The following is a 25683-nucleotide window of genomic DNA, read 5'->3' as shown; positions in this document are numbered from 1 at the left end:
GGCGCCATGTCCAGCTGGATGGTCGATCGCTGGTATGTGGCGGCATGGGATGCCGAGGTCGATCGCGCGCCCGTCGCGCGCACGATCTGCCGCGTGCCGATCCTGCTCTACCGGACGCTCGATCGCCGCGTGATCGCGATGCGCGACGCCTGCCCGCATCGGCTGCTGCCGCTGTCGATGGGGATCCGCGAGGGCGACAGCATCCGCTGCCGCTATCATGGCCTGAAGATCGGGCCCGACGGCGTCGCGGAGGAAATGCCGCTCAAGACCGAGCGGCTCAACACCGCGATCTGCGTGGAGACCTATGCGATCGCCGAGAAGCATCGCTTCGTGTGGCTGTGGGTGGGCGACAAGGCGAAGGCCGATCCGGCGCTCATTCCCGATTTCTGGCCCTGTTCGGCCGAAGGCTGGACGTTCGACGGCGGCCATGATCGAGTAGGCTGCGATTATCGCCTGCTCATCGACAATCTCATGGACCTCACCCACGAGACGCATGTCCATGCGGGGTCGATCGGCCAGCCCGAGCTGATGGAAGCGCCGATCGAGACCGCGAGCGAGGGCGAGGCGGTGACGGTCAGCCGCTGGATGCCCGGAGTGGATGCGCCGCCCTTCTGGCGCGGCGCGCTGAAGCAGGATGGGCCGGTGGATCGCTGGCAGGTCTGCCATTTCGTCGCGCCGTCCTCGGTGATCATCGATGTCGGCGTGGCGCCGGTGGGGGCAGGCGCGACGCTTGCCGACCATGACCGGCAGGGCGTGCGCGGTTTCGTCATCGACAGCATGACGCCCGAGACCGGGACGAGCTGCCATTATTTCTGGGGCATGGCGCGCAATTTCGACATATCCGATCAGGGCTTCACCGCGCGCTTCAAGCGTCAGCAGGGTGGGGTGTTCGCCGAGGATATCGAGATCCTCGAGGCGCAGCAGCGCTCGATCCTCGCCAATCCCGATCTCAAGCTGCGCGCTTATGCGATCGACGGGGGCGGCGTCCGCGCACGCCGGGTGATCGAGCGCGATATCCAGGGCGGGCCGCGCGCGCCTTCCAACGAAAGCATCGCCGCATGACGCAAGATCGCGACATCCACGCTTACCTCGCCGAATTCGACGATATCCCGGGCACGCGCGTCTTCACCGCCAGGCGCGCGCGCCAGGGCTATCAGCTCAACCAGTTCGCGATGAGCCTGATGAAGGCCGAAAATCGCGAGCATTGGAAGGCCGACGAGCGCGCTTACCTTGCCGACTGGAAGCTGACCGACGAGCAGAAGCAGGCCGTGCTCGATCGCGATTACACCAAGCTGCTCGATCTCGGCGGCAACATCTATTTCCTGTCGAAGATCTTCTCGACCGACGGCCAGAGCTTCCTCCAGGCGGTCAGCACGATGAGCGGGATGAGCCTGGAAGATTATACAGCGATGATGATCGCCGGCGGCCGATCGCCCGAGGGCGTCCGCTCGATCAAAGGGAAGAATTGACCATGGCGCGGATCACCGCCGGCGTCGCCTCAAGCCATATCCCGGCGCTGGGCGTCGCCTCTGATCTCGACAAGACGGCCGAGGCCTATTGGCAGCCCGCCTTCGCCGGTTACGAATGGACGAAGGCGTGGGAGGCGGAGGTGAAGCCCGACGTCGTCATCCTCGTCTATAACGATCACGCTTCAGCCTTCGACATGAAGATCATCCCGACTTTCGCGATCGGCTGCGCGGAGGAGTTCCAGCCCGCCGACGAGGGCTGGGGGCCGCGCAACGTGCCGGTGGTCAAGGGACATCCTGATCTGGCCTGGCATATCGCGCAGAGCTGCATCCTCGACGAATTCGACATGACGATCATCAACGAGATGGACGTCGATCACGGGCTGACCGTGCCTTTGTCGATGATGTTCGGGAAGCCCGCCGAATGGCCGTGCCGGGTGATCCCGCTGGCGGTCAACGTCGTGACCTATCCGCCGCCTTCGGGCAATCGCTGCTGGGCGCTGGGCGAGGCGATCGCGCGCGCGGTGGCGAGTTATGACGAGGATCTCAACGTCCAGGTCTGGGGCACGGGGGGCATGAGCCACCAGCTTCAGGGCACGCGCGCGGGCCTCATCAACAAGGAATGGGACAATCGCTTCCTCGACGGCATGGTCGGGTCGAGCGATGCGCTCCGCCGCATTCCGCACATCGAATATCTGCGCGAGACCGGATCCGAAGGGATCGAGATGGTCATGTGGCTGATCATGCGCGGCGCGATGGGGCGGGAAACGCGGATGCTCCACCGCCATTATCATGTGCCCGCGAGCAATACCGCGGTCGGCCATATCGTGCTGGAGCCGGTCGACGGCGAGGTGCCGCCGACCGAGACGATCGAGGGCAATTCGCAGGCAGCGCAGGACCTGATCGCGTGACCTTCTCCCCTCCCTGGAAGGGAGGGGCCGGGGGTGGGTTCGCTCGTGAGGAGCGGAACACCCATCCTCATACCAACCCACCCCTAACCCCTCCCTTCCAGGGAGGGGAATGAAGGACGAAGAACCATGAAAATTGCTCTCGCCGGTGCCGGCGCCTTTGGTGAAAAGCATCTCGATGCGCTGAAGCTGATCGACGATGTCGAGGTGATCTCGGTCGTCGGTCGCGAACTGGACCCGACCAAGGCGGTCGCCGCCAAATATGGGATCGGCCACGCCTGCACCGATCTCGCCGAGGCGCTGGCGCAGCCTGGGCTCGACGCGGTGATCCTCGCCACGCCGACGCAGATGCACGCCGCGCAAGCCATCCAGTGCATGGAAGCCGGCAAGCATGTCGAGGTCGAGATCCCGCTGTGCGACAATCTCGAAGATGGCGAGCGGGTGCTGGCGCTGCAGGAAGAGACCGGGCTCGTCTGCATGGTCGGCCACACGCGCCGCTTCAATCCGAGCCACCAGTACGTTCACGACAAGATCGTCGCGGGCGAGATCGCCGTCCAGCAGATGGACGTGCAGACCTATTTCTTCCGCCGCAAGAATATCAACGCCAAGGGCGAGGCACGCAGCTGGACCGATCATCTGCTGTGGCACCACGCCGCGCATACGGTCGATCTGTTTGCCTATCAGGCCGGCCCGATCGTCTCCGCGCACGCCTTGCAGGGGCCGATCCACCCCACGCTCGGCATCGCGATGGACATGTCGATCCAGCTGAAGGCCGAGAGCGGCGCGATCTGCACGCTCTCGCTGTCTTTTAACAACGATGGCCCGCTCGGCACCTTCTTCCGCTACATCTGCGACAACGGCACCTATATCGCGCGCTACGACGATCTGGTGACGGGCAAGGAAGAACCGATCGACCTGACTGGCGTGACCGTCTCGAACAACGGCATCGAGCTGCAGGATCGCGAGTTCGTGTCGGCGATCCGCGAGGGGCGCGAGCCCAATTCGAGCGTTGCCAAGGTCATGCCCTGCTATCGCGTGCTCGCTGATCTGGAGAGGCAGCTTCAAGGCGACCGCTGACCATGAAGACGCAGGTCGCCATTATCGGCGCCGGGCCGGCCGGGCTGCTGCTCGGCCACCTCCTGCGCGCAGATGGCATCGAGGCGATCGTGATCGAGCGGCAGTCGCCCGATTATGTGCTCGGCCGGATCCGCGCGGGCGTGCTGGAGACGGTCACGACCGGGCTGATGACCAAGCTCGGCATCGATGGCCGGATGAACGCCGAAGGGCTGATCGAGGCGGCCTTCAACCTCGCCAGCAACGATCGGCTCATTCGGATCGATATCACTGCTCTGACCGGCAAGCATGTGACGGTCTATGGCCAGACCGAGCTGACCCGCGACTTGATGGAGGCGGCGGAGGCGCGCGACCTGCCGGTCGTGTACGAAGCGAAGGACCTTGCGATCCACGATATCGAAGGAGCCGCGCCGTTCGTGACCTTCGTCAAGGATGGAGCGGCGCAGCGGATCGAGGCCGACTTCATCGCCGGCTGCGACGGCTTCCACGGACCCTCGCGCAAGGCGATTCCGGCGGCGGCGGTGCGCGAATATGAGCGGGAATATCCGTTCGGCTGGCTTGGTATCCTCGCCGACGTGCCGCCCTGCCATGACGAATTGATCTACGCCAACACCGACGCCGGCTTCGCGCTCGCCTCGATGCGCTCGAGGGCGCGGAGCCGCTATTATATCCAGGTGCCTCTGACCGACCGCATCGAGGATTGGAGCGAGGATCGCCTGTGGGACCAATTGTCCGCGCGCTTCGATCCGCTGAGCCGCCACGGCGTCACGCGCGGGCCGGCGCTGGAAATGTCGATCGCGCCTTTGCGCTCTTATGTGTTCGAGACGATGCGGCACGGCCGCCTGTTCCTGGCCGGCGATTCCGCGCACATCGTACCGCCCACCGGCGCGAAGGGGCTCAACCTCGCCGCGTCCGACGTGGCCTATCTGTCCGATGCGCTCATCGCCCATTATGCGTCGGGCGACGACGCCCCGCTGGAGGCCTATCAGGGCAAGGCCCTTGCCCGGATCTGGAAGGCAGAGCGGTTCAGCTGGTATCTGACCAAGCTCATGCACCGCTTTCCCGAGGACGGCGCTTTCGAGCACCGCATGCAGGCGGCCGAGCTCGATTATGTGGCGGGCTCGCAGGCGATGCAGACGGCGATCGCGGAAAACTACGTCGGATTGCCACTGTAGGATATTCCATCCCGTTCGGTTCGAGCAGCTTCGAGCGAAGTCGAGAAGCGTCTGTCGAGAACTCTCGCGCCGACTTCTCGACTTCGATCTCGACAGGCTCGATCTTCGCTCGAAGCGAACGGGCGGTTTGATCCGGTGAACCGCTGCTCTAAAGCGACCCCATGACCCTCCCCACCCGCGCAATCGGACCTTTCCAGGTCTCCGCCGTCAGCCTCGGCTGCATGAACCTGAACCACGCTTATGGCGCCTTCCCGCCCGAGGACGAGGCGATCCGGCTGCTCAATCGCGCGCTGGATCTGGGGGTGACGATGCTCGACACCGCCGCGCTCTATGGCGACGGCGAGAATGAGAGGCTCGTCGGCAAGGCGGTGATGCACCGCCGTTCCGAATTCACGCTGGCAAGCAAGTGCGTGCTCGGCCTGTTCGACGGCAAGCGCGGGCTGGACGGCCGGCCAGAGGCGATCACGGGAACGCTGGAGGGCGCGCTCCAGCGGCTCGGCACCGACCATATCGATCTCTATTATCTGCACCGGCTCGATGCGAAGGTGCCGATCGAGGACTCGATCGGGGCGCTCGTGCGCGCGAAGGAAGCGGGCAAGATCGGCGCGATCGGGATCAGCGAGATGTCGGCGGCGACGCTGCGGCGGGCGCATGCGGTCCACCCGATCGCGGCGATCCAGAACGAATATTCGCCTGCGGTGCGCAATGTCGAGATCGGGGTACTGGCGGCGTGCCGCGAACTGGGGACGACTTTGGTCGCCTTCTCGCCGGTGGTGCGCGGGTTGCTTGCCGGCGCGATCCGGACGGCGGCCTATGCCGAAGGCGATGTCCGCCACATCATGCCGCGCTTCGTCGAGCCGCAGCTGAGCGAGAATCTGAAGCTGGTCGATGCGTTCGACCGGATTGCGGCGGAGGCGGGGCTCGCGCCGGCGCAGCTCGCGATCGGCTGGGTGCTCGCGCAGGACGCGACGATCGTGGCGCTGCCCGGCACCAAGAGCATCGCGCATCTGGAGGAGGATGTGGCCACGCTGACGACGCCGGTGCCGCAGGAGGCGATCGACGCGGTGACCGCGCTCTTCCCGTTCAACGCGATGAGCGGCCCGCGTTATGCGGCGTTCGCGCAGGCGCAGGTGGATACGGAAACGCTGCCGGACGAAGAGCTGGCTTAGCCCCCCGCGATCCGTTCGCCCTGAGCTTGTCGAAGGGCCGTCCTTGTTCTTCCAACGACAGAAGAAGGACGATGCTTCGACACGCTCAGCACGAACGGGGAGGGGGGTCAGTCCGCAAGGATCAGCGCGTCGAGCGCGATCGCGCCCTGGCCCTTGGGATAGACGACGACCGGGTTGAGATCGATCTCGCGGATCGCGGGCGTGCCCTCCAGCAGGCGGCCGAGCGCGGCGATGAGATCGGCGACGGCGTCCACGTCGAGCGCCGGCGAACCGCGCCAGCCGTCGAGCAAGGCGCCGCTCTTGAGCGCGCGCAGTTCGGCGACGATTTCGGCCTTCGACAGGCCCGGCGGGAGCAGGCGAACGTCCTGCAGGATCTCGGCCTGGACGCCGCCGAAGCCGACGAGGATGACCGGCCCCCAATCGGGATCGTTGCGCGCGCCGACGATCAGTTCGAGACCGCGCGCGCCCATCGCCTCGATCAGGCCGCCGTCGAGCACGACGCTCGCATCAAAGGCCTTCACGTTGGCGAAGAGCCTGTCCCAGGCGGCCGCCAGTGCGGCCTCGTCGGCGATGTTGAGGATCACGCCGCCCGCATCGCTCTTGTGGCTGAGCGCCTGCGCCTGCGCCTTGAGGACGACCGGATAGCCGATCTCGCCGGCGACGCGTTTCGCCGCCTCGACATCCGCTGCGAAGCCGCCGCGCGGGAAGGGGATGCCTACGGGTGCGAGTACGTCCTTGGCGCGATATTCGGGGATGACGCCGCCGTGCGGCAATGCCGCCGCGATCGGCTCGGCACTGCCGGCCGCGGATGCCGGCTTCGCGCTCGCGAGCCTGGCGATCGCGCGGAAGGCGCGATCGGGTGAAGGGAAGTAAGCCACGCCCAGATCGCGCAGCGCGGTCAGATACGCGGCGGGCACCGGCGCGCCATCGTCGAGCCCGGCGAAGATGATCGGCTTGTTTGGAGCGAGCGCTTCCAGCGTCGCGATGATCGGCCCGAACTTCAGGCGCGCGGTCGTCTCGTCGGTCTGGATGATCGCAAGCACGACGCTGCCGTAGCTGTCGTCGGCCAGCAGAGGCGCGAGCGTGCGGCGGTAGAGATCGGGATCGACGAGCGATTGCGCGGTCAGGTCCATCGGATTGCTGACGCCGATGAAATCGGGAACGGCCGCGCGCAACGCCGCCGCCGTCGCATCGGCGGGCGCGGGGAGATCGAGGCCGATGCTTTCGCACAGATCGAGCGTCAGTGCCTTGAACGCGCCGGATTCGCACAGGACTGCTGTGCCATGGCCGACCGACCTGGCGCGGATCGCCAGATCCAGCACGTCGCCGAGTTCCTCGATGCTGTCGACCAGCACCACGCCCGCGCGGCTGACCAGCGTCTTCATCACCTGCCAGTCGCCCGCCATCGCGCCGGTGTGCGTCGCGGCGGATTCGCGCGCGGCGCTGGACTTGCCGGGATGGAGCAGGATGATCGGCTTGCCCGCCGCGCGCGCTTTCTCGGCGAGTGCGAGGAAGCGCTTCGGCTTGCGGAATTGCTCGACGATCATGCCGATCGCATGCGTGTTCGGCTCGTCGAGCAGATAGTCGAGATAGTCCTCGACCCCGCTCGCCGCCTCGTTGCCCGTGGAGACCGAGATCGAGATGCCGAGTTCCTTGGCCATCAGTACCGTGCCGAGCACGACCGCCATCGCGCCCGATTGCGAGACGATGCCGACGCCGCGGCCTGCGAACCGTAGCGCAGGCGTCTCGACGAAGGTCAGCGGGACGCCATCGACATAATTGACCAGCCCCAGGCAATTCGGGCCGAGGACGACCATCTTATGCGCGGCGGCGATGCGGGCGACTTCGGCCTGCGCCGCGAGTCCCTCCTCGCCGCCCTCGGCGAAGCCCGCCGAGAAGATCACCGCCGACCCCACGCCGCGTGCGGCCAGCTCGCGGATCGCGCCCAACACGGCCGCGCCGGGAATGGCGAGCACCGCCGCATCGACGCCCTCGGGCAATTCCGCGATCGCGCCCAGCGCCTGCCGCCCGCCGATGACGGGGCGCTTGGGGTTGATCAGGTGAATGTCGCCGGCAAAGCCGTGCCGCTCCAGATTGCGGAGCACCGAATTGCCGAGCGCGCCCGGCTTCTCCGACGCGCCGACGATGACGACGGAGCGCGCCCTCAGCAGGCGATCGAGCGAACGCGCCTGCGGCGGCGCGAGCGTGTCGGCAGCGGCCATTGCCTCAGCCCTTCTGCTTCGACGTGTCGTAGGCACCGAGGCCCGGCTTGTAGCTCTTGTCGTCGATGAACTGCTTGATGCCTTCCTTGCGGCCTTCATTGTCGTAGCTGTTGGCGGCTTCCTGCGCGCGGATCAGATAATCCTCGGCATTGTCATAGGTCATCTCGCGGACGCGGCGGATCGAATCCTTGGTCGCCTTCAGCGCGACGGGGTTCTTCTTGAGCAGGACCTGCGCCACCTCGTTGACGCGCGTCTTGAGCTGGTCGAGCGGCAGCGCCTCGTTGACGAAGCCCCATTCCACCGCGGTCTTGCCGTCGATATTCTCGCCCATCATCGCGTGGTACATGGCGCGGCGGAACGAGGTCAGCTCGGTCGCGACCTTCGCGGCGCCGCCGCCGGGGAGGATGCCCCAGTTGATCTCGGACAGGCCGAACTGCGCGTCCTCGGCCGCGAAGGCGAGATCGCAGGCGAAGAGCGGGCCATAGCCGCCGCCGAAGCACCAGCCATTGACCATCGCGATCGTCGGCTTCTGATACCAGCGCAGCCGCCGCCACCAGCCATAGCTTTCCCGCTGCGCGCCGCGCGATCCCTTGAGGCCGAGCGCCTCGGTGTCGCGGAAATATTCCTTGAGATCCATGCCCGCCGTCCACGACGTGCCCTCGCCGGTCAGGACCAGCACGCCGACCGCTGGATCGAATTCGAGCGCGTCGAGCACCTCCATCATCCGCCGGTTGAGCTTGGGGCTCATGCAGTTGCGCTTCTCGGGGCGGTTGAACCTCACCCACGCGACGCCGTCGACGATCTCGAAGGCTACGGTGTCGGCTTCTGCACGATCGGTCATGTTGTGCTCCTTGAAAGGCGGGTCAGTCGACGGCGAAGACGTCGATCTGGACATTGTCTGGATTGCGGATGCCGCGGCCGACGAAGACGGCCTTGCGCAGCCAGTCATGCGGGCCGGCGGCGACGCTGAAGCGCGGCGCGGTCCGGAAATAATAGGTTTCTGGGCCGACTGGCTCGCGGCGCGCCATCCGCGCGGTGATCTCGGGCGAGGCGAAGCGGACGCCGGGATTGACGATGTCGATCACCGTGCCGTCGCTGGCCTTCAGCGTGTAGCGCGTGTCGACGATCGTCAGGCCGTCCGCGCCGATCGTCTGCCAGTCGCCGCCGCCGGGCAGCACCGTGGCGTCCAGTTTCGGGCCGTGCACGGTGCCGCCGGTGATCGGCACGAAGCGCTTGCGCCGCCCGTCGACCGTGCCTTGCTCGATCGGCGCGGCAAGCGTGACGTAGATGGAAAAGGCGTAATGCAGCCCGGGCGGGGCGGGCGCGGGGGTCACGCCCGTCGCGGCGGCGGCGAGCATCGCGAGCGTCAGCAGCATCGATCCGGCCGATCAGATCGGAAAGTGGCCGGGCTGCGTCTCGATCGTGATCCAGCGCAGTTCGGTGAAGCTGTCGATCCCGGCCTTGCCGCCGAAGCGGCCATAGCCGGAGGACTTCACCCCGCCGAACGGCATCTGCGCCTCGTCATGCACGGTCGGGCCGTTGACGTGGCAGATGCCCGACTTGATCTGTCGCGCCACGCGCAGCCCGCGTGCCGTGTCCTTCGTGAAGACCGCCGCCGACAGGCCATATTCGGTATCGTTGGCGAGCGTGATCGCCTCGGCCTCGTCCTTCGCGCGGATGATGCCCACGACCGGCCCGAAGCTCTCGTCGCGAAACAGCTTCATCGCGGACGTGACGTTGTCGATGACGTGCGCGGGCATCAGCACGCCGTTCGCTGCGCCGCCGACGAGCATATTCGCGCCCGACGCGACCGCATCGTCGATCAGGCCCTGCACATGATCGACCGTCTTCCGGTCGACCACCGCGCCGAGCGGGGTCTTGCCCTCGCGCGGATCGCCGACGGGCATCGCCGAGACCTTCGCCCTGAACTTCTCGGCGAAGGCGTCGGCGACGCTGTCGACGACGATGATCCGCTCGGTCGACATGCAGATCTGGCCCGAATTCATGAAAGCGCCGAATGCGGCGGCCTTCACCGCCTCATCGAGATCGGCATCGTCGAGCACGATCAGCGGGGCCTTGCCGCCCAGCTCGAGCAGCACCGGCTTGAGATGCTCGGCGGCGCGCTTGGCGATGATCCTCCCCACATGCGTCGAGCCGGTGAAGTTGATGCGCTTCACCTCCGGGTGATCGATCAGCGCGCCGACGACGTCGGCGGCGTCGGCGGGCGCATTGGTGACGATGTTGACCGCGCCTTCCGGGAAACCCGCCTCCGCGAACGCCTCGATGATCAGGCTGTGCGTGCGCGGGCATTGCTCGGAGGCCTTCAGCACCACCGTATTGCCGCAGGCGAGTGGGACGACGATCGCGCGGACGCCGAGGATGATCGGCGCGTTCCACGGCGCGATGCCGAGGATCACGCCGACCGGCTCGCGCAGCGCCATCGCGATGCAGCCCGGCTTGTCGGACGGGATGACCTCGCCCGAAATCTGCGTGGTGAGCGCGGCGGCTTCGCGGACCATGCCGACCGCCAGCATCAGGTTGAAGCGCACCCAGCCCTCGGTCGCGCCGATCTCGCCCATCATCGCCTCGACGAAGGCTTCGGCCTTGGCGGCGAGCGCATCGGCGGCCTTCGTCAGGATCGCGCGGCGGGCATTGGGGCCTAGCGCCGACCAGGCGGGGAAGGCGGCGGCGGCGGCATCGGCGGCGGCTTCCGCGTTGGCAATGGTGGCGGCTGACGCGGTCGTCGCAACCTCGCCCGTGACCGGATTGATCCGGTCGAACGTCGCGCCGTGCGCGGCCTGTGTCGGTGCAGCCTCGGTGATCGTTGCCACGGCTCTCTCTCCTCGATATTGTTATGAGAGATAACGAAATAGGCGCGGCAGCGCAAGCGCTATTGCTGACCTGGGGGCCGCGAAATGGGAGGGCGTCAGTCGGCCGGCGGCTGCTCGCGCGCTTCGATCCGGCGGATCAGGCCGATCAGCATATCGCGTTCGCCGGCGGTGAAATCGGCGAGGAGCTCGTCCTCATGCTCGGTTAGGCGCGCGGTCGCGTTTTCAAGCGTCGTCCGGCCCTTCGGCGTCAGGACCAAGGCGATGGCCCGGCGATCATCCTCGGCGGCACGGCGATCGACATGGCCGGCCTCGACCAGCTCGTTGATCAGCACGACCATGTTGGCGCGCTTGATGCCGAGCGCCTCGCCGGCCGCGCCCTGGCGGATGCCGGGGCTGGCGGCGATCACTGAGAGGATCGCGAACGGCACTTGGCGCAGCCCGTCGCCGCCGACCGCGCGGCCGAAATCGCTCGCGAAGACCGAAGAGGCGCGGCGCAGATGATAGCCGACCAGCCCGTCCAGCACGCCGAGCGCGTCATGGCGTCCAGGCTCAACTTCGGCATCTTGCATGGCGTTCCCTTCGGAAAATAGCGGCAAATTAGCGCGCCGCGCCGGCCCGCTCTACCGTCCCGCCGCGCGCGAGCAACAGGATCGCGCCGGCGGCGACGAGCGAGCCCATCGCCATCAGCATCGCCACCGCCGGTAGCGTCTGCCCAGCGGCGAACAGCAAACCGGCGAGCGCGGGCGCCAGCGCCGATCCGCCGCGGCCGACGCCGATGATGAGCCCCGTCGCGCTCGCCCGCACGCCGGCGGGAAAGGTGCGCGCGATCAAGGCGTAGAGCGCGACGACGCCGGCATTCGTGCAGAAGCCCGCGACCGCGGCGATGCCCGAGAGTTCGCCGATCCCGCTCGTCATCCGCCCGAACAGGGTCACGAGCACGACCGAGGCGAGCATCGCCACGATCGCGAGCCGGGTCAGGCGGACGCGCGCGGTCATGAGGCCGAGCAGGATCGAGCCCGCCGCGCCGCCGACATTGGCCCAGACGAGCACGCCCGCCGCCGCCGACGGCGCGAAGCCCATGTCGACGACGATCTTGGGGATCCACTTGAGCGTGAAGTAGAAGGTCATGATGTGCGCCAGATAGGCGAGGGTGAGCAGAATGGTCGGCCGCGCGAGCGCGCCCTCGAACAGCTGCACGAGCGGGACGCGGGGGCGCGCGGGAGGGGCGGGCGGCAGTTCGGCGACGGAGGCGTGGCCCATGCGGACGAGCGTCGTATTCACCTTCGCGAGCGCGTCGCCGCCCGGGCGCTGGAGCAGGAAGGCGATCGATTCGGGCGCGCGCCACAGGACGAGCGGGATGAAGCAGAGCGTGGCGATCGCGCCGAACTCGAAGACGGCGGGCCAGTCGTAGCGCTGGAGCAGCGCCGCCGAGATCGAACCGCCGATGATCGCGCCGACCGGATAGCCGCCCGCCATCAGCACGACGGCGAGGTTGCGGTGCTTGGCGTTCGAGGCCTCGGCGACGGCGGCGTTGGTCGCGGCCAGCATCCCGCCGATGCCGAAGCCGGTGACGACGCGCCAGATCGACAGGATGACGACGCCGCTTGCGGTGGAAGCGCCGAACATGCCGATTGCCATGACGACAAGGCAGCCGAGGATCGTCTTGCGGCGGCCGATCAGGTCGGCGAGGCCGCCCAGCAGGAACGAGCCGCCGGCCATGCCGATCAGCTCCATCGAGAGGACGAAGCCGAGCGCGGCGCGATCGACGCCCCAGGCTTTGGAGATGCCGGGCGAGGCGAAACTGATGGAGAGGACGTCGAACCCGTCGAGCGCGTTCAGCCCGATCATGATCGCCACCACGATCCACTGGAAGCGCGACATCGGCTCCCTGTCGATCACGTCCCTCGGATCCTGCATCCCGTCCTCCTCCCGCTTTTATGGCGCTTGTGTAGCGATCGTTATGTCACGCAACAATGCCGGTGCGAAATATCAGGACAGGACGAGTTGATGGCCCGGGCGGCGACGGCGTTGGGCGGAGGGGACGATCGGTTCGCGATCCGGTGCGGCCAGCCGGACGAAGCTCAGCACGAGCGAGGCCCGCACGCTTTTGGCGGCAAGGATATCCCTGGCGTGCCGCAGCGCGCCGAACGGCGTCCTGCGCCAGCGCGCGATGAGGAGCGCTTCGTCGGCGACGCTTGCGATATCGCGCGCCTCGACCAGAGCGAGGAGGGGTGGCGTGTCGATCACGACGAGATCGAAGGAGCGGGCCAGCGCCTGGGTGACCTCGCGCAGGCCGGCCATCGCCTCGCGCGACCAGAAGCTCTTCACCGCGGCGTCGCGGCTGTGCGCGAGGATCATCAGCGGCGAGCGCGGGTCCGCGATCAGCGCGTCGTCGAGCGGCAGCGCCTCGTCCATCACCTGGACCAGTCCGGGGCGACCGACGACATCGAGCGCGGCGCTGGCGGCGCGGATCCGCCCGTCGCAGTCGATGAGCGCGACGCGTCGTCCGGCAAGCGCCGCGGTGCGCGCCAGCGAGATGGCGAAGGTCGATTTGCCCTCGCCGGCGAGCGCCGAACAGACGGCGATGATGCGACCCGACGGATGGGCCGCGAGGAGGCGGCGGAAGCCGCGCGCATAATCGGATTGCGGTGCGGTCACCGGCATTTCGGTCAGCGCGGCGCGCGCGCCGGCCGCGACGTCCCGGACGGCGGGGATCATCGCGACGACGGGCAGGCCCAGCGCCTTTTCGGCCGCGGCGGGCGACCGGGGCCCTTTCTGCAGCGTTTCGCACAATGTCAGAGCAGTCCCGGCCGCAGCTGCCGCGCCGAGCGCGACCAGCGCAATCGGGAGGATGAGCGAGCCGTCGGGGGCGGTGGGGTCGGTCGCTCGCGCAATGAGACGGGCATGACCGCCCGGGGGCAAAGCGTCCGCCCGGACGATCGCGGCGGCGAACGCATCGGCGATCGGCGCGACACGCCGGCGCGCGCCGTCCGAATAGCGGAGCAGGAAGACGTTGGTCAGATCGGTCTGCTCGACCCGGAATCCCTTGCGGAGACGCTCGACCGCGCGCTGCCGCGCCAGCGCCCCGACGCGCGCGGGCAGCCAATCGTCACCGCCCGGCGCCACGAGGTGCAGGCGATCCGCGATCGTCGCGATGCGATCGGGCGCGAACAGATAATCGTCGATCTGGGCTGCCTGGACGGCGGAGCGTCGCGCGTCGAACGCGATCTGCGCGGTCGCCGTGTAGCGCGTCGCGAAGGTGACATAGAGGCCGAGGATCAGGATCGCGGCGCCGAGCGCGCTGGCGATTACCCACGCCATGTGGACCCCCAAAGGCGAGACCAGTGCGGGCATAGCGATGCGGCGGCCGGGTTCGGCGCGCACCATCGACCCTCCTGTCGCCGTCTCCGTCGTCACGCACCGCCTCATGATACGGCCTAACATATCGTAAGCCGATACCGCCGTAAGCCATCGACGGCGCGGGCGCAAAGCGTGTCCGGTCGGGGAGGGGCGGGCAGGTCGTCGGAAGGGACGGATTGCAGGCTATTCGCAATGGTCCGGCCGCGAACGGCCCCGTGCGGCACGGGTATCCGGGAACGGGATGGCGGCCACGAGCGGCCGCCATCCCGTTTCCATGGTGGGGATCAGGCGACGGCGGGCAGCTTTTCCAGATGCTTGTCCAGCGTGATCGGATAATCGCGCACGCGCACGCCGGTCGCGTTGTAGATCGCGTTGGCGACCGCCGCGGCGACGCCGCAGATGCCGAGCTCGCCGACGCCCTTGGCCTTCATCGGCGACGAGATCGGATCGGTCTCGTCGAGGAAGATGACCTCCTGGTGCGGGATGTCGCCATGAACGGGGACTTCGTAGCCGGCGAGATCGTGATTGACGAAGAAGCCGAAGCGCGTGTCGACCGCGAGCTCCTCCATCAGCGCCGCGCCCGCGCCCATCGTCATCGCGCCGATCACCTGGCTGCGTGCCGATTTCGGATTGAGGATGCGCCCCGCCGAGCAGACCGCGAGCATCCGCCGGATGCGGATCTGGCCGGTATAGGCATCGACGCCGACCTCGACGAAATGGCCGCCGAAGGTGGATTGCTGATAGGTCTTGTCGAGGCTGCCATATTCGATCGCATCCTCGGCGACGATCTCGCCATCCTTCGCCGCCGACGCCAGCGAGACGTGGCGGTTGCCCGTGCCAACCTTGCCATCGCTGAACACCGCATCGGCCGAATTGAAGCCGAGCTTCACCGCGACCGTCTCGCGCAGCTTCATGCAGGCGGCATAGACGCCCGCCGTGCTGTTGTTCGCGCCCCACTGGCCTCCAGAGCCCGCCGAGACGGGGAAGCGGGAATCGCCGAGGCTGACGACGACATGATCGAGCGGGATGCCCATCGTCTCGGCGGCGGTCTGGGCGATGATCGTGTAGGTGCCGGTGCCGATATCGGTCATGTCGGTCTCGACCGTGACGATGCCCTTGGCGCTGAGCCGGACGCGCGCAGCGGACTTGGTCAGCATATTGTTGCGGAAGGCGGCGGCGACGCCCATGCCGACGAGCCAGCGGCCGTCGCGCACCGAGGCGGGCTTGGCCTGCCTCTTGTCCCAGCCGAACTTCTCGGCGCCGGTCTGCAGGCAACCGATCAGGTTGCGGTACGAGAATGTGCGGCCGGGCTTGTTGGGGTCTTCCTGCGTATCGTTGGCGATGCGAAAGGCGATCGGATCCATGCCGAGCTTCTCGGCCATCTCGTCCATCGCGATCTCCAGCGCCATTAGCCCGGAGGCTTCGCCCGGCGCGCGCATCGCATTGCCCTCGGGCAGATCGAGCACGGCGAGGCGCGTCGCGGTCAGGCGGTTGGCGCCCGCATAGAGCAATTTGGTCTGCGCGGTCGCGGTCTCGGGCCCGCCCTGCGGCAGATTGCCGGACCAGCTTTCGTGGCCGATCGCGGTGAGCTTCCCGTCCTTGGCGGCGCCCAGGCGGATGCGCTGGATCGTCGCGGGGCGGTGCGTCGTGTTGTTGGCGATCTGCGGGCGGGCGAGCGCGACCTTGACCGGTCGGCCTGCCGCCTTCGCGGCGAGCGCGGCCATGATCGCGTCGCTGCGGATCCACAATTTCGATCCGAAGCCGCCGCCGATATAGGGCGAGACGATTCGGATCTTTTCCTTGGGGATCATCAGCGTCTGGCTGACGTCGCGGACCGCCCAGGCGATCATCTGGTTCGACGTCCACAAGGTGAGCGTGTCGCCCTCCCACGCCGCGATCGTCGCGTGCGGCTCCATCATCGCGTGGCTGTGCGCGGGCGTCGAATAGGTCGCGTCGAGTTTCACGGGAGCGGCGTGGAAAGCGCCGTCGAAATCGCCGATGCGCTCGATCGGCTTGCTGCCGCTCTCCTCGTCGCCCTTGGGGGGTGCGGCTTTCATCTCGGCGTCGAGATCGAAGCGGCCCTTGGCGCGCTCGTAATCGACGCGGATCAGCTTGGCGCCGTCGCGCGCCTGCTCGAACGTCTCGGCGACGACGATCGCTATCGCCTGATCATAATGCTGGATGTCAGGGCCGGCGAGCATCTTGGCGGTATGCGACTTCGCCTTGGCGATCGGTCCGGCATTGGCGGCGGTGACGATCGCGAGCACGCCGGGCGCGGCCTTGGCGGCGGCGAGGTCCATCGCCGCGATCCGCCCCTTGGCGATCGCGCTGCCGAGGATCACGCCATAGGCCTGGTTGGCGACGACATCGTGCCGCTCATAGGCATAAGGCGCGCTGCCGGTGGTCTTCAGCGGGCCGTCGATCCGGTCGGTCGGATGGCCGATGATCTTGAGCTGATCGATCGGATTGGTCGTGGCGGGCGTATCGAACTTCATGCGGTCCTCGCTTCGGCCAGCACGCCGGCGAGCGTGCGCTCGACGAGTGGGATCTTGAACGCATTGTCGCGCGACGGCTTGGCGCCGGCGAGCAGATGCGCGGTGACGGCCTTCGCGCCCTTGGGCAGCTCGGCCTCGGCGGCCTCGATCCGCCACGGCTTGTGCGCGACGCCGCCGACGGCGACGCGGCCCGTGCCGTCGGGCTGGATAACGGTCGCGACCGAGATCAGCGCGAACGCATAGGAGTTGCGGTCGCGCACCTTCCAGTAGCCGTGCTTGCCGCCGAGCGGCTTGGGCAAAGTGACGGCGGTGATGAACTCGCCCGGTGCCAGCGCCGTCTCGATATGCGGCGTGGCGGCGGGAAGGCGGTGGAAATCCACCATCGGGATCGCGCGGGTCTTGCCGTCGGCCGTCACCGTCTCGACGCTCGCGTCGAGCAGACGCATCGCGACCGCCATGTCGCTGGGGTGGGTGGCGATGCAGGCGTCGCTCGTGCCGATTACGGCCAGCTGGCGCGAGACGCCGCCGATCGCCGCGCAGCCCGAGCCCGGCTGGCGCTTGTTGCAGGCTTGCGCCGTGTCATAGAAATAGGGGCAGCGCGTGCGCTGGAGCAGATTGCCCGCGGTCGTCGCCTTGTTGCGCAGCTGGCCCGAGGCCCCGGCGAGCAATGCGCGGCTGAGCACCGCATAATCGCGCCGCACGATCATGTCCGCGGCAAGATCGGTGTTGCGGACGAGCGCGCCGATGCGCAGGCCGGCATCGGTACGCTCGATCCTGTCGAGGCCGAGGCCGTTGACGTCGATCAGATGCGCGGGGGCCTCGATCTGCAGCTTCATCAGATCGAGCAGATTGGTGCCGCCGGCGATGAACTTGGCGTTCGGGGTGGCGAGCGCGGCGGCGGCGGCCTTGGCGGGCGAGGCGGCGCGTTCGTAGGTGAAGGGCTTCATGCGCGCTGCTCCGCGACTTCGGTCATCGCTTCCAGGATGTTGGAATAAGCGCCGCAGCGGCAGATGTTGCCGCTCATCCGCTCGCGCATCTCGTCGTTGGTGATCGCCGGCTTGGCGGTCAGATCAGCGGTGACGTGGCTGGGGATGCCGCGCTTGATCTCGTCCAGCACGGACACGGCCGAGCAAATCTGGCCGGGCGTGCAATAGCCGCACTGATAGCCGTCATGCTTGATGAAGGCCGCCTGCATCGGGTGCAGATCGCCAACAGTGCCGAGGCCCTCGACGGTGGTCACGCTGTCGCCCTCGTGCATGATCGCAAGGCTCAGGCAGGAGTTGATCCGGCGGCCATCGACGATCACCGTGCAAGCGCCGCACTGGCCGTGATCGCAGCCTTTCTTGGTGCCCGTCAGGTGGAGATGCTCGCGCAGCGCATCCAGCAGGGTGGTGCGCGTATCGAGCTCCAGCTCGCGCGCCTTGCCGTTCACCTTCAGGGACAATTTCATCATCGGGGGTGCCGCTCCGGATGTCATGGCCGCATTCCCTTCGCTGACGGGAACCACGGCGAACGCCGCCGTCGCCGCAGTGCCGGCAAGGATGCCGCGCCGTGAAATTTCCATGTCGCCGGGTCGTTCCACGATTGCTCGATCCTTTCCGCGCCGCCAGGCTGGCGGGTCGCGCTTTCGAGCCGGCGGGGACGCGCAGGGTCCGCGGTCACCAGCTTCGAGGAGTGTCTAACGCCCGCGACGCAAAAAGGCACCCTGCTCATGAGCAAAATCAAGTTTTGGCCCGCTATTCGCAGGAACAGACGGTCATCGTTATCCTCTATATTCACCGGTATATAGAGATGGTTTCTTGTTCGTGCTGTGACCGGAATGGCTATTTCGTCCGGAGGCAGCGGAAAACGCACGGCGCGACTGCTCTCAATAGCTCTTCTTGTAGCGGAGGCTGACGTTCGATCCGCCGAACGATCCGGTCTGGCTGAGCACGCTCAGCGCCTTCGAGAGCGAGACTTCGAGCTGCGTCGCGGTGAAGCCGCGCGCATCCGTGACGATCTCCACGTAGATATTGTTGCTGATATATTTGCCGGCGGCGAGCGCGGTGCCGCGTCCGGCGCTTTCGTCCGCGCCGAGCACGCGCAGGCGATCGATGCCCGCGACCGTGCGCAGCTTGCCGAGCGGATTGAGCCCGCCGCCCGAGCCGCGCAGCGAATTGAGCGCGGCGGCGAGCTGGATCGCCTGCGTCGGCGAGAGCGACGTGACCGAGCTGCCGAACAGCAGGCGCGAGAGGACCTCGTCCTGCGGCAGCGTGGGTGAGGAAGTGAAGGTGATGCGCGGCGCCTGCGCATAACCGCCGATCGCGATCGTCGCGGTCACGCCATCCACGGTCGTGTTGGCGGCGATGTCGAGCGCTGGGTTCAGCATGCCGCCCTGGAAGGTGACGATGCCGTGATCGATATCGAAGCGGCGTCCGGCGAAGCTGTACGTGCCGCGCACGACCTCGAGCTTGCCGACGACGTTGGGCGCGGTGGAGGTGCCGCCGACACGCATGTCGGTCTTCCACTCGGCCTCGAGCCCCATGCCGCTGACGAAGATCTGGTTGTCGGCGCGGATATGGACGTCGAGCTTCCAGTTGCTCGGCAGCGCGCTCGCCTCCGGCACGACGGGCGGGGCGCCCTTGCGGCGGATGCCGGTCAGCTCGGGCACGGCGGCCGCGCCCTGGCGGACGATCGCATAGCGCGCCTCGGGGATGTTGATCTCGCCCTTGACCAGGCCGCCCGCCGCCTTGCTGTTGGTGATGGCGATCGTCCCGGTGGCGGTCGCGTCGATATCGTCGCCGCGCGCGAGGCGGGCGCGGTCGAGCTTGGCCTGAATGTCGATCGGGAAGCCGCTCGCAGCATCGAGCCCGACGCGCCCGCTCGCCGATACGCTGCCGTCGCCGGCCTTGGCGGTCAGGCGATTGAGCAGGAATTCGGAGCGCGTGAAGCGGCCGTCGACCACCATGTTCGCCAGGACGGTGCCGTAGGTCTCGTTCTCGTAGCGAAGCGCATTGGCGCGGACGATGCCAGTGATGCTCGGCTGATCGAGCCGGCCGCCGAAATCGGCGCCGATCGCGACCGAGCCCGACAGCTGCTGCTTGGCGATGCCGGTGAGAGTCCAAAGGATCTCGGCCGGGCCATTGTAGCGGATGCCGCCCGACAGCGGCGAGGCGAGCAGCCGCTCGCTGAGCGAGGCGCCGGCGCCGAGCGGGGCGAGCCGCGCCTGCATCCGCCCGAGCACCGCGCCGCCGCGGCGGATCAGCGCGCGCGCGTCGCCGCCGGTGCCGTTCAGCGTCGCGAGCAAAGCGATGTCGACGGGCTGCGAGACGACGAGCGAGGCGGTTCGCGTGAAGCGGGCGATGTCGATGCGCGCGCGCAGATCGGGGACGGTGCCCGCGGCGGTATAGTCGACCGTGCCGCTCGCCTTGCCGCCGAGCCCGAGGCCGGGGACGAAGGCGTTGGCGATCGACAGATCGAGCGAGCGCAACCGCGCCTGCAGCGTGGTGCGCGCGCCATAGCCGCCGGTGAGATCGACCTGTCCCTGCGGCAGGACCAAAGTCGCGGGCGCGAGCGTCCAGCCGGCCGGGCCTTTGGTGACGACAGCGGGGCGCGCGAGGTGGACGGGGATGCCGTTCAGCGTGCCGCGCAGATTGGCGACGACGCGCGTCGGCGAGAGCGCGGCCTGCGCGGCGATGTCGAAGGGTGCTCCGGCCTGTCCGCCCCTGGCGACCAACGCGACCTTGCCCTGGCCGCCCCGGTAATCGATCCGGCCCTGCGCGCGGGCGACCTGCATCTGCCCGCTGCGCAGATCGGCGAGCGCGAAAGTGCCGGTGACCGAGGGCGCGCCCGGCGTCATCAGCACCGTCGCGCGGACGGTGCCGCTGCCGATCGTGATCGGGGCAGGGCCGGGGACGCGGGCCGAATTGGCGCGGACGTCGATGTCGGCGCGCTGGACCGATCCGGCGGCGGCGAGGCGGACGGTGCCGTTCAGGCCAGAGCCCTCCATCGTCAGCAGGCCCGCAAACGGCCCGGCCGGGGTCTGCGCGACATGCCCGCCGAAGCGGATGCCGGCGAAGACGGCCGAGGCGATGTCGAAGCTCATCGGCCCGCGCCCGGTGTTGAGCATGACGTCGGCGGAGAAGGGGCCGTAATCGGACTGGCCGGCGGCGCGGACGCGATAGCCGCGCCCGGTGCCGGTGAGGGTCGCATCGAGATTCGTGATGTTGGCGCCGAGACCGGGACGGGCGGCGCGCAGATGCGCGACCGGCTTGGCGACGGTGCCGGACACCTCGACCGTGACCGGACCATAAGCCTGCGACAGCGCCGCGCCCTTGAAGCCGATCTGTCCATTGGGCCGGTAGAAGCCGTCACCGCGCGTGATGCGCAGCTTGGGTGCGGTCAGGCGCAGGTTGCGGATCGAGGCGCCGCCGGCGAGATCGTAGCCGACATCGGCGGTGATCAGCGCATTGCCGCCGAGCTGATCGCGGACGCTCTCATTCGTCAGCCGGCGCGTGACGATCCGGACCTTGCCCCTGATCGCGAAGCCGCCGCCGATGCCGGGGACCAGCTTCGCATCGGTGACGAGATTGATCCGGCCGAGGCCGTTCACGTCATAATCGTTGACGCGGCCCTTGATCGCGCCGGTGTAGGTGCCCTTGGCGAGATCCGCGAGAATAAGCGCGGTCGCGTCGATCCGGTCGGAGCGGATGCGCAGATTGTCGCTGGCGACCTTCCCCTCCTGATAGGCGATGTCGCCGTCGATGCGGATGTTGGTGAGCAGGCCGCCGGCCGCGGCATTGAGCCCGGTCACGGCGCGCGCGGTCGCATGGACGGGGACGAGGATCCGCTCGGTGCTGATCACGGCCTTGCCGCTCGCGGCGAGGCCCCGGACGATTGTGGCGTCGAAGCCGATCGTCGCGGCGGTCAGGCGATAGTCGATCGTCGGTGTGGCGAAGGCACCGTCGAGCGTCGCGGCGAGGCGCAGGTCCCTCGCGCTGACGTTGGGCGCGATCGCGCCGGGCTTGAGCAGGCTCGCGTTGATCCGCAGATTGCCGAGACGGCTTGCGCCGAGATCGATGAGCCCGGCCGCATCGAGCGCGAAGGCCGACGAGCGCGCGACGAGTTTGGTATCGACCTTTCGTCCGGCGAGCGCGGTGACGAGATCGAGCTGGATCGCCGGCTCGGTCAGGCGTGCCGCGGGGCCGGTGAGGATCAGGCCGGGCCGGATCGCGCCGATGGAACGGAAGGTGCCGTTGCGGCCGGTCACGTCGAGCTTGGCGAGCGCTTCGCCGCCGAGCGCGCCGGTCAGGCGGCCCTTCCAGTCGGCCCAGTCGCCATTGCCCTTCGCCAGCAACGACAAGGGCTTGCCGAGCTTGGCATAGCTATCGACGAGGCCGCCCTTCGGCGCCTCCAGCCGGGCGTCGAGCCCGAAGCGGTTCGCATCGGGTCGCGCGTCGAGCACGAGGTGCAGCCGATCCCCGCCCGCAATCCCGGCGCCGCGCAGCGCGCCGGCATCGACATTGAGCTGCGCGCGCCCGTCGGCGATCTCGGCCGAGCCCGCCAGCTTCACGATATGGCGCTGGCCGGTGACGGGGGGCTGGATGATCAGGCGATCGATGCGGAGCCTGCGCAGCGACAGATCGATATCAGGCAGCAAGGGCGCGTTGGGGTCCGACGGCACGACCTTCAGCGCCGGATTGCGCTGGACGATCATCAGCGGCGCAGTGAACTCGCGGACGTCGATCTTCGAATGGGCGTAAGCGAAGGGGCGCCAGTCGATCGTCACTTCGGGGACGGTGATGAACGCACCCTTCGTATCGCGCACCTCGACGCCGCGCAGCACCATGTGCCCGTAGATCGATCCGGTAATGCGCGAGACGCGGAAATTGAGGCCCGAGGCGGTCTCGAACCCGGCGAGCTGGTTGGCGATGAGGCGCTTGCCCGGGCCGGTGTTCAGCGCCAGCAGCAGCAGGCCGATGAGCGCGACGAGCGTCGCCAGCCCGATGCCGATCCATTTGGCGATGCGAAGCGCCATCAGAAGGCCTGGCCGATCGAGATGTAGAGTGCGAGCTTGGATTCGCCGGGCTTGCGGTTGATCGGCGTCGCCAGATCGATCCGCATGGGTCCAAAATTCGTATAATAACGCGCGCCGATGCCCGCGCCGTAGCGCATGCCGCTGATCGACGGCGTCGACTTGTCGCCGACGCGGCCGCCGTCGAAGAAGGGCACGATCCCGTACGTGCCGAAGCGATATCGCGCCTCGACCGCGAATTCGGTGAGCGAGCGGCCGCCGACCGGATCATTGTTCGCGTCCTTGGGGCCGAGCTGCTGATAGCCGAAGCCGCGCACTGATCCGCCGCCGCCCGAATAGAGCCGGCGCGACGGCGCGATATCGTCGCGGCTGACGCCGAGGATCGAGCCGACGCGGATGCGGCCGGCCAGCACGATATTGTCCGTGATCGGGCGGTAGGTGCTCGTCTCGACCAGCGCGCGCAGATAGGTGTCGAAGCCGCCGCCGCTGCGCTTCTGCGCCTCGGGGCTGAGCCGGCCGTTGACGCGCAACCCGCGCGTCGGATCGAGCAGGCTGTCCGACGTGTCGTAGCCGCCCTGGAGCGGCAGAGCGGCGATGAAATAGGTGTCCTTCGGGCGCGTCAGCGAGGCCGGATCGAACGGCGTTTCGCGCGTCGCGGTCAGCTCGGTGCCGATCGAATAGGTCCAGCGCTTCTGCCAGATCGGGGTCGACTGGCGCGCGATGCTGCCGGCGAGCGTGACCGTCTCGGCATTGTAGGCGTCGAAGCGTTGGCGGCTGACAGTGGCGCCCGCCTCGAACGTGCGATCGCGCTTGCCGGCGTTCGAGCGGCGGAAGGTGGACGAGACCGACTGCAATTGCGTGCCCGCGGTCGCGTCGAGGATCAAGGCGCCTTCGGGCGGGAAGAGGTTGCGATGCTCCCAGCTGCCGGTGAGCTTGATGCCCTCGCCCGTGCCGTAGCCCCCGCTCGCGGCGAGCGCGCGGGCGGGGCCGCGCGTCTGGCGGACGAGCAGATCGACCGCCTCGGTGCCGTCGGCCGCGGTCTCGCCGGTGCGGACGGGCTCGACCGAGACGGTCGAGAGGAGGTTGGTGCCGATCAGCGCCTGGCGCAGATCATCGACCTGGCGGCTGTCATAGAGCTGGCCGGCCTTGAAGCGCGGGAAGACGGCGAGATGATCGAGCGCGAAAACCGGATCGCCTTCGGTCCTGAGCGTGCCGTAGCGCGCCTTGGGACCGGCCTCGATCGGGAGCGTGTAGTCGCCCGTCGCATGCGCCTCGTCGACGAGGATGTCGCGCTGGCCGACCTTGACGAACGGATAGGCCTGCTCGGGCAGATGGAGCGCGACGCGCGCTTCGGCTTCCTCGATCGGCGCGGCGGCGATCGGATCGCCGGTGTGGAGCTTCAGCGCCGCGGTCGCGAGCTGGGTCGGCTCGGGCGGGGCGCCGGTGATGCTGATCGTGCCGAGCTTGTAGAGCGTGCCGGGCGTGGCGGTGATCGTGACGGGCACGGTTGCGGCGGGATCGGACGAGGGCGGGATCGTCGCCAGCGCGGTCCCGTCGAGATAGCCCTCCGCGCGGAGCAGGCGGCCGGCGAGCGCGACATCCTCGTCGGCGCGCGCGCTGATCTGCGTGGCGTTGGCGGCCTTCTTGCCGTCGTGAAGCAAGGCCGAGAGCTCGCGGAAGCGCGGCTCCAGTCCGAGCGGCTTCAGGCCTTCGACCTGCAACGTATAGGGGATCTGCCGCGCCTGCTCGCCGGCATCTGCGGCGAGAGTGGGGGCCGGCGCGGAATCGAAGGTCGCGAGCGGCGGGAGCGGCTGTTCCAGCTCGGGCGCGGTCACGGGGGTTTCGGGCGGGGGCACCGGCCCGGGTGCGTTGTCCTCGAGCGGCGGGAGCGCGCGATCGAATTCGGCTTCGTCGAGCGCCGGCGCGGGTGCGGGCGGGGGGGGCGTCGGCGCGGGTTGTTGCGCGCAGAGCGCACCGGTCCACAGGCCACCCGCCAGCAACAGCGCGCGCAGCCCATGATCGCGGCCGCGCCGCTTCCTTATTGCCCCTGTAATCGCCATCCCGTGGAGGAGGTAACCGCGCGCGGGCCGGACGGTTCCTGTCAATTCGATGAACCGAGTCAGCGCAAGGCGGAATAGACGCCGTAACCGCTCGTCAGGATCAGCACCGTGCCGACCATGATCATCAAGGGTTTGGTGGGCACGCGCTTGGCGAGGATCGCGCCGAACGGCGAGGCGGCAAGCCCGCCGATCAGCAGGCCCACCGTCGCGTGCGTGAAGGCGGAGAAGCCCATCGAGACGATGAAGGTCGCCGACACGGTGATCGTCAGGAAGAATTCGGACGTATTGACCGTGCCGATCACCTTGCGGGGTGCGCCGCCCTGGACGAGCAGATTGCTCGTCACGACCGGGCCGTAGCCGCCGCCGCCCGCCGCATCGAGGAAACCGCCGGCGAAGCCCAAAGGCTCGATGATCTTGGGCGTGCGCTCGCGCGGGGGATAAGCGAGCCCGCGCCAGACGATATAGACGCCGATCGCCAGCAGATATGCGAGGATCAGCGGCCGCGCGGTGCTCGCGTCGATCGACGTCAGCACATAGGCGCCGAGCGCGCCGCCGATCACCGACGGGATGACAAGCCGCGCGAACAATTTCCAGTCGACATTGCGGTGGAGGATGTGGCTGATCCCCGAAGCGGCGGTCGTGAACGTCTCGACGACATGGACGCTCGCCGAGGCGGCGGCGGGGGGCAGGCCGAGGCTGATCAGCAGCGTGCTGGAGATCACGCCGAATGCCATGCCCAGCGCGCCATCCACGAGCTGCGCGGCGAAACCGACGGCGATGAACGGCAGGACGAGCCCAATATCGAAAGAGGAGAGGAGTTGGTGCACCTGTTGCCCTTGTTCTTGCCCCGAAGCCCCGACGAACGTCCGGCTGCGCGCCTTCGCCTAGCGGGCAGGGCGGCTCCGCGCCT

At 68.1% G+C, this 25683-nt stretch carries 19 protein-coding genes; 6 read left to right on the top strand and 13 right to left on the bottom strand.

The window, feature by feature from the left end:
- The first annotated feature begins 6 nt into the window (after nt 1–6).
- The 6 genes from Q4F19_RS14360 to Q4F19_RS14335 all read left to right on the top strand — a co-directional run bounded on the left by Q4F19_RS14360 (nt 7) and on the right by Q4F19_RS14335 (nt 5792).
- Nucleotides 7–1062, top strand: a complete 1056-nt coding sequence (locus Q4F19_RS14360) for an aromatic ring-hydroxylating dioxygenase subunit alpha (RefSeq protein WP_303543655.1) — start codon at nt 7–9, stop codon at nt 1060–1062.
- A complete protein-coding gene (gene ligA / locus Q4F19_RS14355; RefSeq protein ID WP_303543653.1) occupies nt 1059–1469 on the top strand; it encodes a protocatechuate 4,5-dioxygenase subunit alpha in 411 nt (136 codons plus the stop codon). Before Q4F19_RS14360 ends, ligA begins: the two co-directional genes overlap by 4 nt.
- A 2-nt stretch (nt 1470–1471) precedes the next feature.
- Nucleotides 1472–2377: a class III extradiol dioxygenase subunit beta gene (locus Q4F19_RS14350; RefSeq protein WP_303543651.1), complete on the top strand. Its 906-nt coding sequence runs from the start codon at nt 1472–1474 to the stop codon at nt 2375–2377.
- A 126-nt stretch (nt 2378–2503) separates the two neighbouring features.
- Entirely contained in the window at nt 2504–3451 is a 948-nt protein-coding gene (locus tag Q4F19_RS14345) for a Gfo/Idh/MocA family oxidoreductase (RefSeq protein ID WP_303543650.1), read from the top strand.
- A 2-nt stretch (nt 3452–3453) separates the two neighbouring features.
- Nucleotides 3454–4623, top strand: a complete 1170-nt coding sequence (pobA, locus tag Q4F19_RS14340; protein ID WP_303543648.1) for a 4-hydroxybenzoate 3-monooxygenase — start codon at nt 3454–3456, stop codon at nt 4621–4623.
- Between the two features lie 161 nt (nt 4624–4784).
- The gene (locus tag Q4F19_RS14335) at nt 4785–5792 is read left to right on the top strand and encodes an aldo/keto reductase (protein WP_303543646.1); all 1008 of its coding nucleotides are present in this window, start codon (nt 4785–4787) and stop codon (nt 5790–5792) included.
- Nucleotides 5793–5899: 107 nt separating this feature from the next.
- Here the strand turns inward: Q4F19_RS14335 and Q4F19_RS14330 are convergent, their stop codons facing one another.
- From Q4F19_RS14330 to Q4F19_RS14270, 13 genes are all read right to left on the bottom strand, one after another.
- Nucleotides 5900–8014: an acetate--CoA ligase family protein gene (locus Q4F19_RS14330; RefSeq protein WP_303543645.1), complete on the bottom strand. Its 2115-nt coding sequence runs from the start codon at nt 8012–8014 to the stop codon at nt 5900–5902.
- 4 nt (nt 8015–8018) lie between these two features.
- On the bottom strand, nt 8019–8855 hold the full coding sequence (locus tag Q4F19_RS14325) for a p-hydroxycinnamoyl CoA hydratase/lyase (protein ID WP_303543643.1): 837 nt from the start codon (nt 8853–8855) through the stop codon (nt 8019–8021).
- Between the two features lie 22 nt (nt 8856–8877).
- On the bottom strand, nt 8878–9390 hold the full coding sequence (locus Q4F19_RS14320; protein WP_303543642.1) for a DUF3237 domain-containing protein: 513 nt from the start codon (nt 9388–9390) through the stop codon (nt 8878–8880).
- Nucleotides 9391–9402: 12 nt separating this feature from the next.
- Complete coding sequence (locus Q4F19_RS14315; protein WP_303543639.1) at nt 9403–10845, bottom strand: aldehyde dehydrogenase; 1443 nt, start codon at nt 10843–10845, stop codon at nt 9403–9405.
- A gap of 95 nt (nt 10846–10940) precedes the next feature.
- A complete protein-coding gene (locus tag Q4F19_RS14310) occupies nt 10941–11414 on the bottom strand; it encodes a MarR family winged helix-turn-helix transcriptional regulator (protein ID WP_303543637.1) in 474 nt (157 codons plus the stop codon).
- Nucleotides 11415–11442: 28 nt separating this feature from the next.
- The gene (locus Q4F19_RS14305) at nt 11443–12762 is read right to left on the bottom strand and encodes an MFS transporter (protein WP_303543635.1); all 1320 of its coding nucleotides are present in this window, start codon (nt 12760–12762) and stop codon (nt 11443–11445) included.
- Nucleotides 12763–12834: 72 nt separating this feature from the next.
- Nucleotides 12835–14232, bottom strand: a complete 1398-nt coding sequence (locus tag Q4F19_RS14300; RefSeq protein ID WP_303543633.1) for a polysaccharide biosynthesis tyrosine autokinase — start codon at nt 14230–14232, stop codon at nt 12835–12837.
- Between the two features lie 257 nt (nt 14233–14489).
- Entirely contained in the window at nt 14490–16700 is a 2211-nt protein-coding gene (gene paoC / locus Q4F19_RS14295; RefSeq protein ID WP_303543631.1) for an aldehyde oxidoreductase molybdenum-binding subunit PaoC, read from the bottom strand.
- Entirely contained in the window at nt 16697–17647 is a 951-nt protein-coding gene (locus tag Q4F19_RS14290) for an FAD binding domain-containing protein (protein WP_303543629.1), read from the bottom strand. The genes paoC and Q4F19_RS14290 overlap by 4 nt, the downstream gene beginning before the upstream one ends.
- Entirely contained in the window at nt 17644–18282 is a 639-nt protein-coding gene (paoA, locus tag Q4F19_RS14285; RefSeq protein ID WP_431312406.1) for an aldehyde dehydrogenase iron-sulfur subunit PaoA, read from the bottom strand. Before paoA ends, Q4F19_RS14290 begins: the two co-directional genes overlap by 4 nt.
- 285 nt (nt 18283–18567) lie before the next feature.
- Nucleotides 18568–22716, bottom strand: a complete 4149-nt coding sequence (locus tag Q4F19_RS14280) for a translocation/assembly module TamB domain-containing protein (RefSeq protein ID WP_303543627.1) — start codon at nt 22714–22716, stop codon at nt 18568–18570.
- A complete protein-coding gene (locus Q4F19_RS14275) occupies nt 22716–24773 on the bottom strand; it encodes an autotransporter assembly complex protein TamA (protein WP_303543625.1) in 2058 nt (685 codons plus the stop codon). The genes Q4F19_RS14280 and Q4F19_RS14275 overlap by 1 nt, the downstream gene beginning before the upstream one ends.
- A gap of 59 nt (nt 24774–24832) precedes the next feature.
- A complete protein-coding gene (locus Q4F19_RS14270) occupies nt 24833–25600 on the bottom strand; it encodes a sulfite exporter TauE/SafE family protein (RefSeq protein ID WP_303543623.1) in 768 nt (255 codons plus the stop codon).
- Between the last annotated feature and the right edge of the window lie 83 nt (nt 25601–25683).

It is taken from the genome of Sphingomonas natans (assembly GCF_030546695.1).
Lineage (GTDB): Bacteria > Pseudomonadota > Alphaproteobacteria > Sphingomonadales > Sphingomonadaceae > Sphingomonas_I > Sphingomonas_I natans.
The sequence above is the reverse complement of the archived record's forward strand: the minus strand, read 5'-3'. Positions and strand labels throughout refer to the sequence as shown.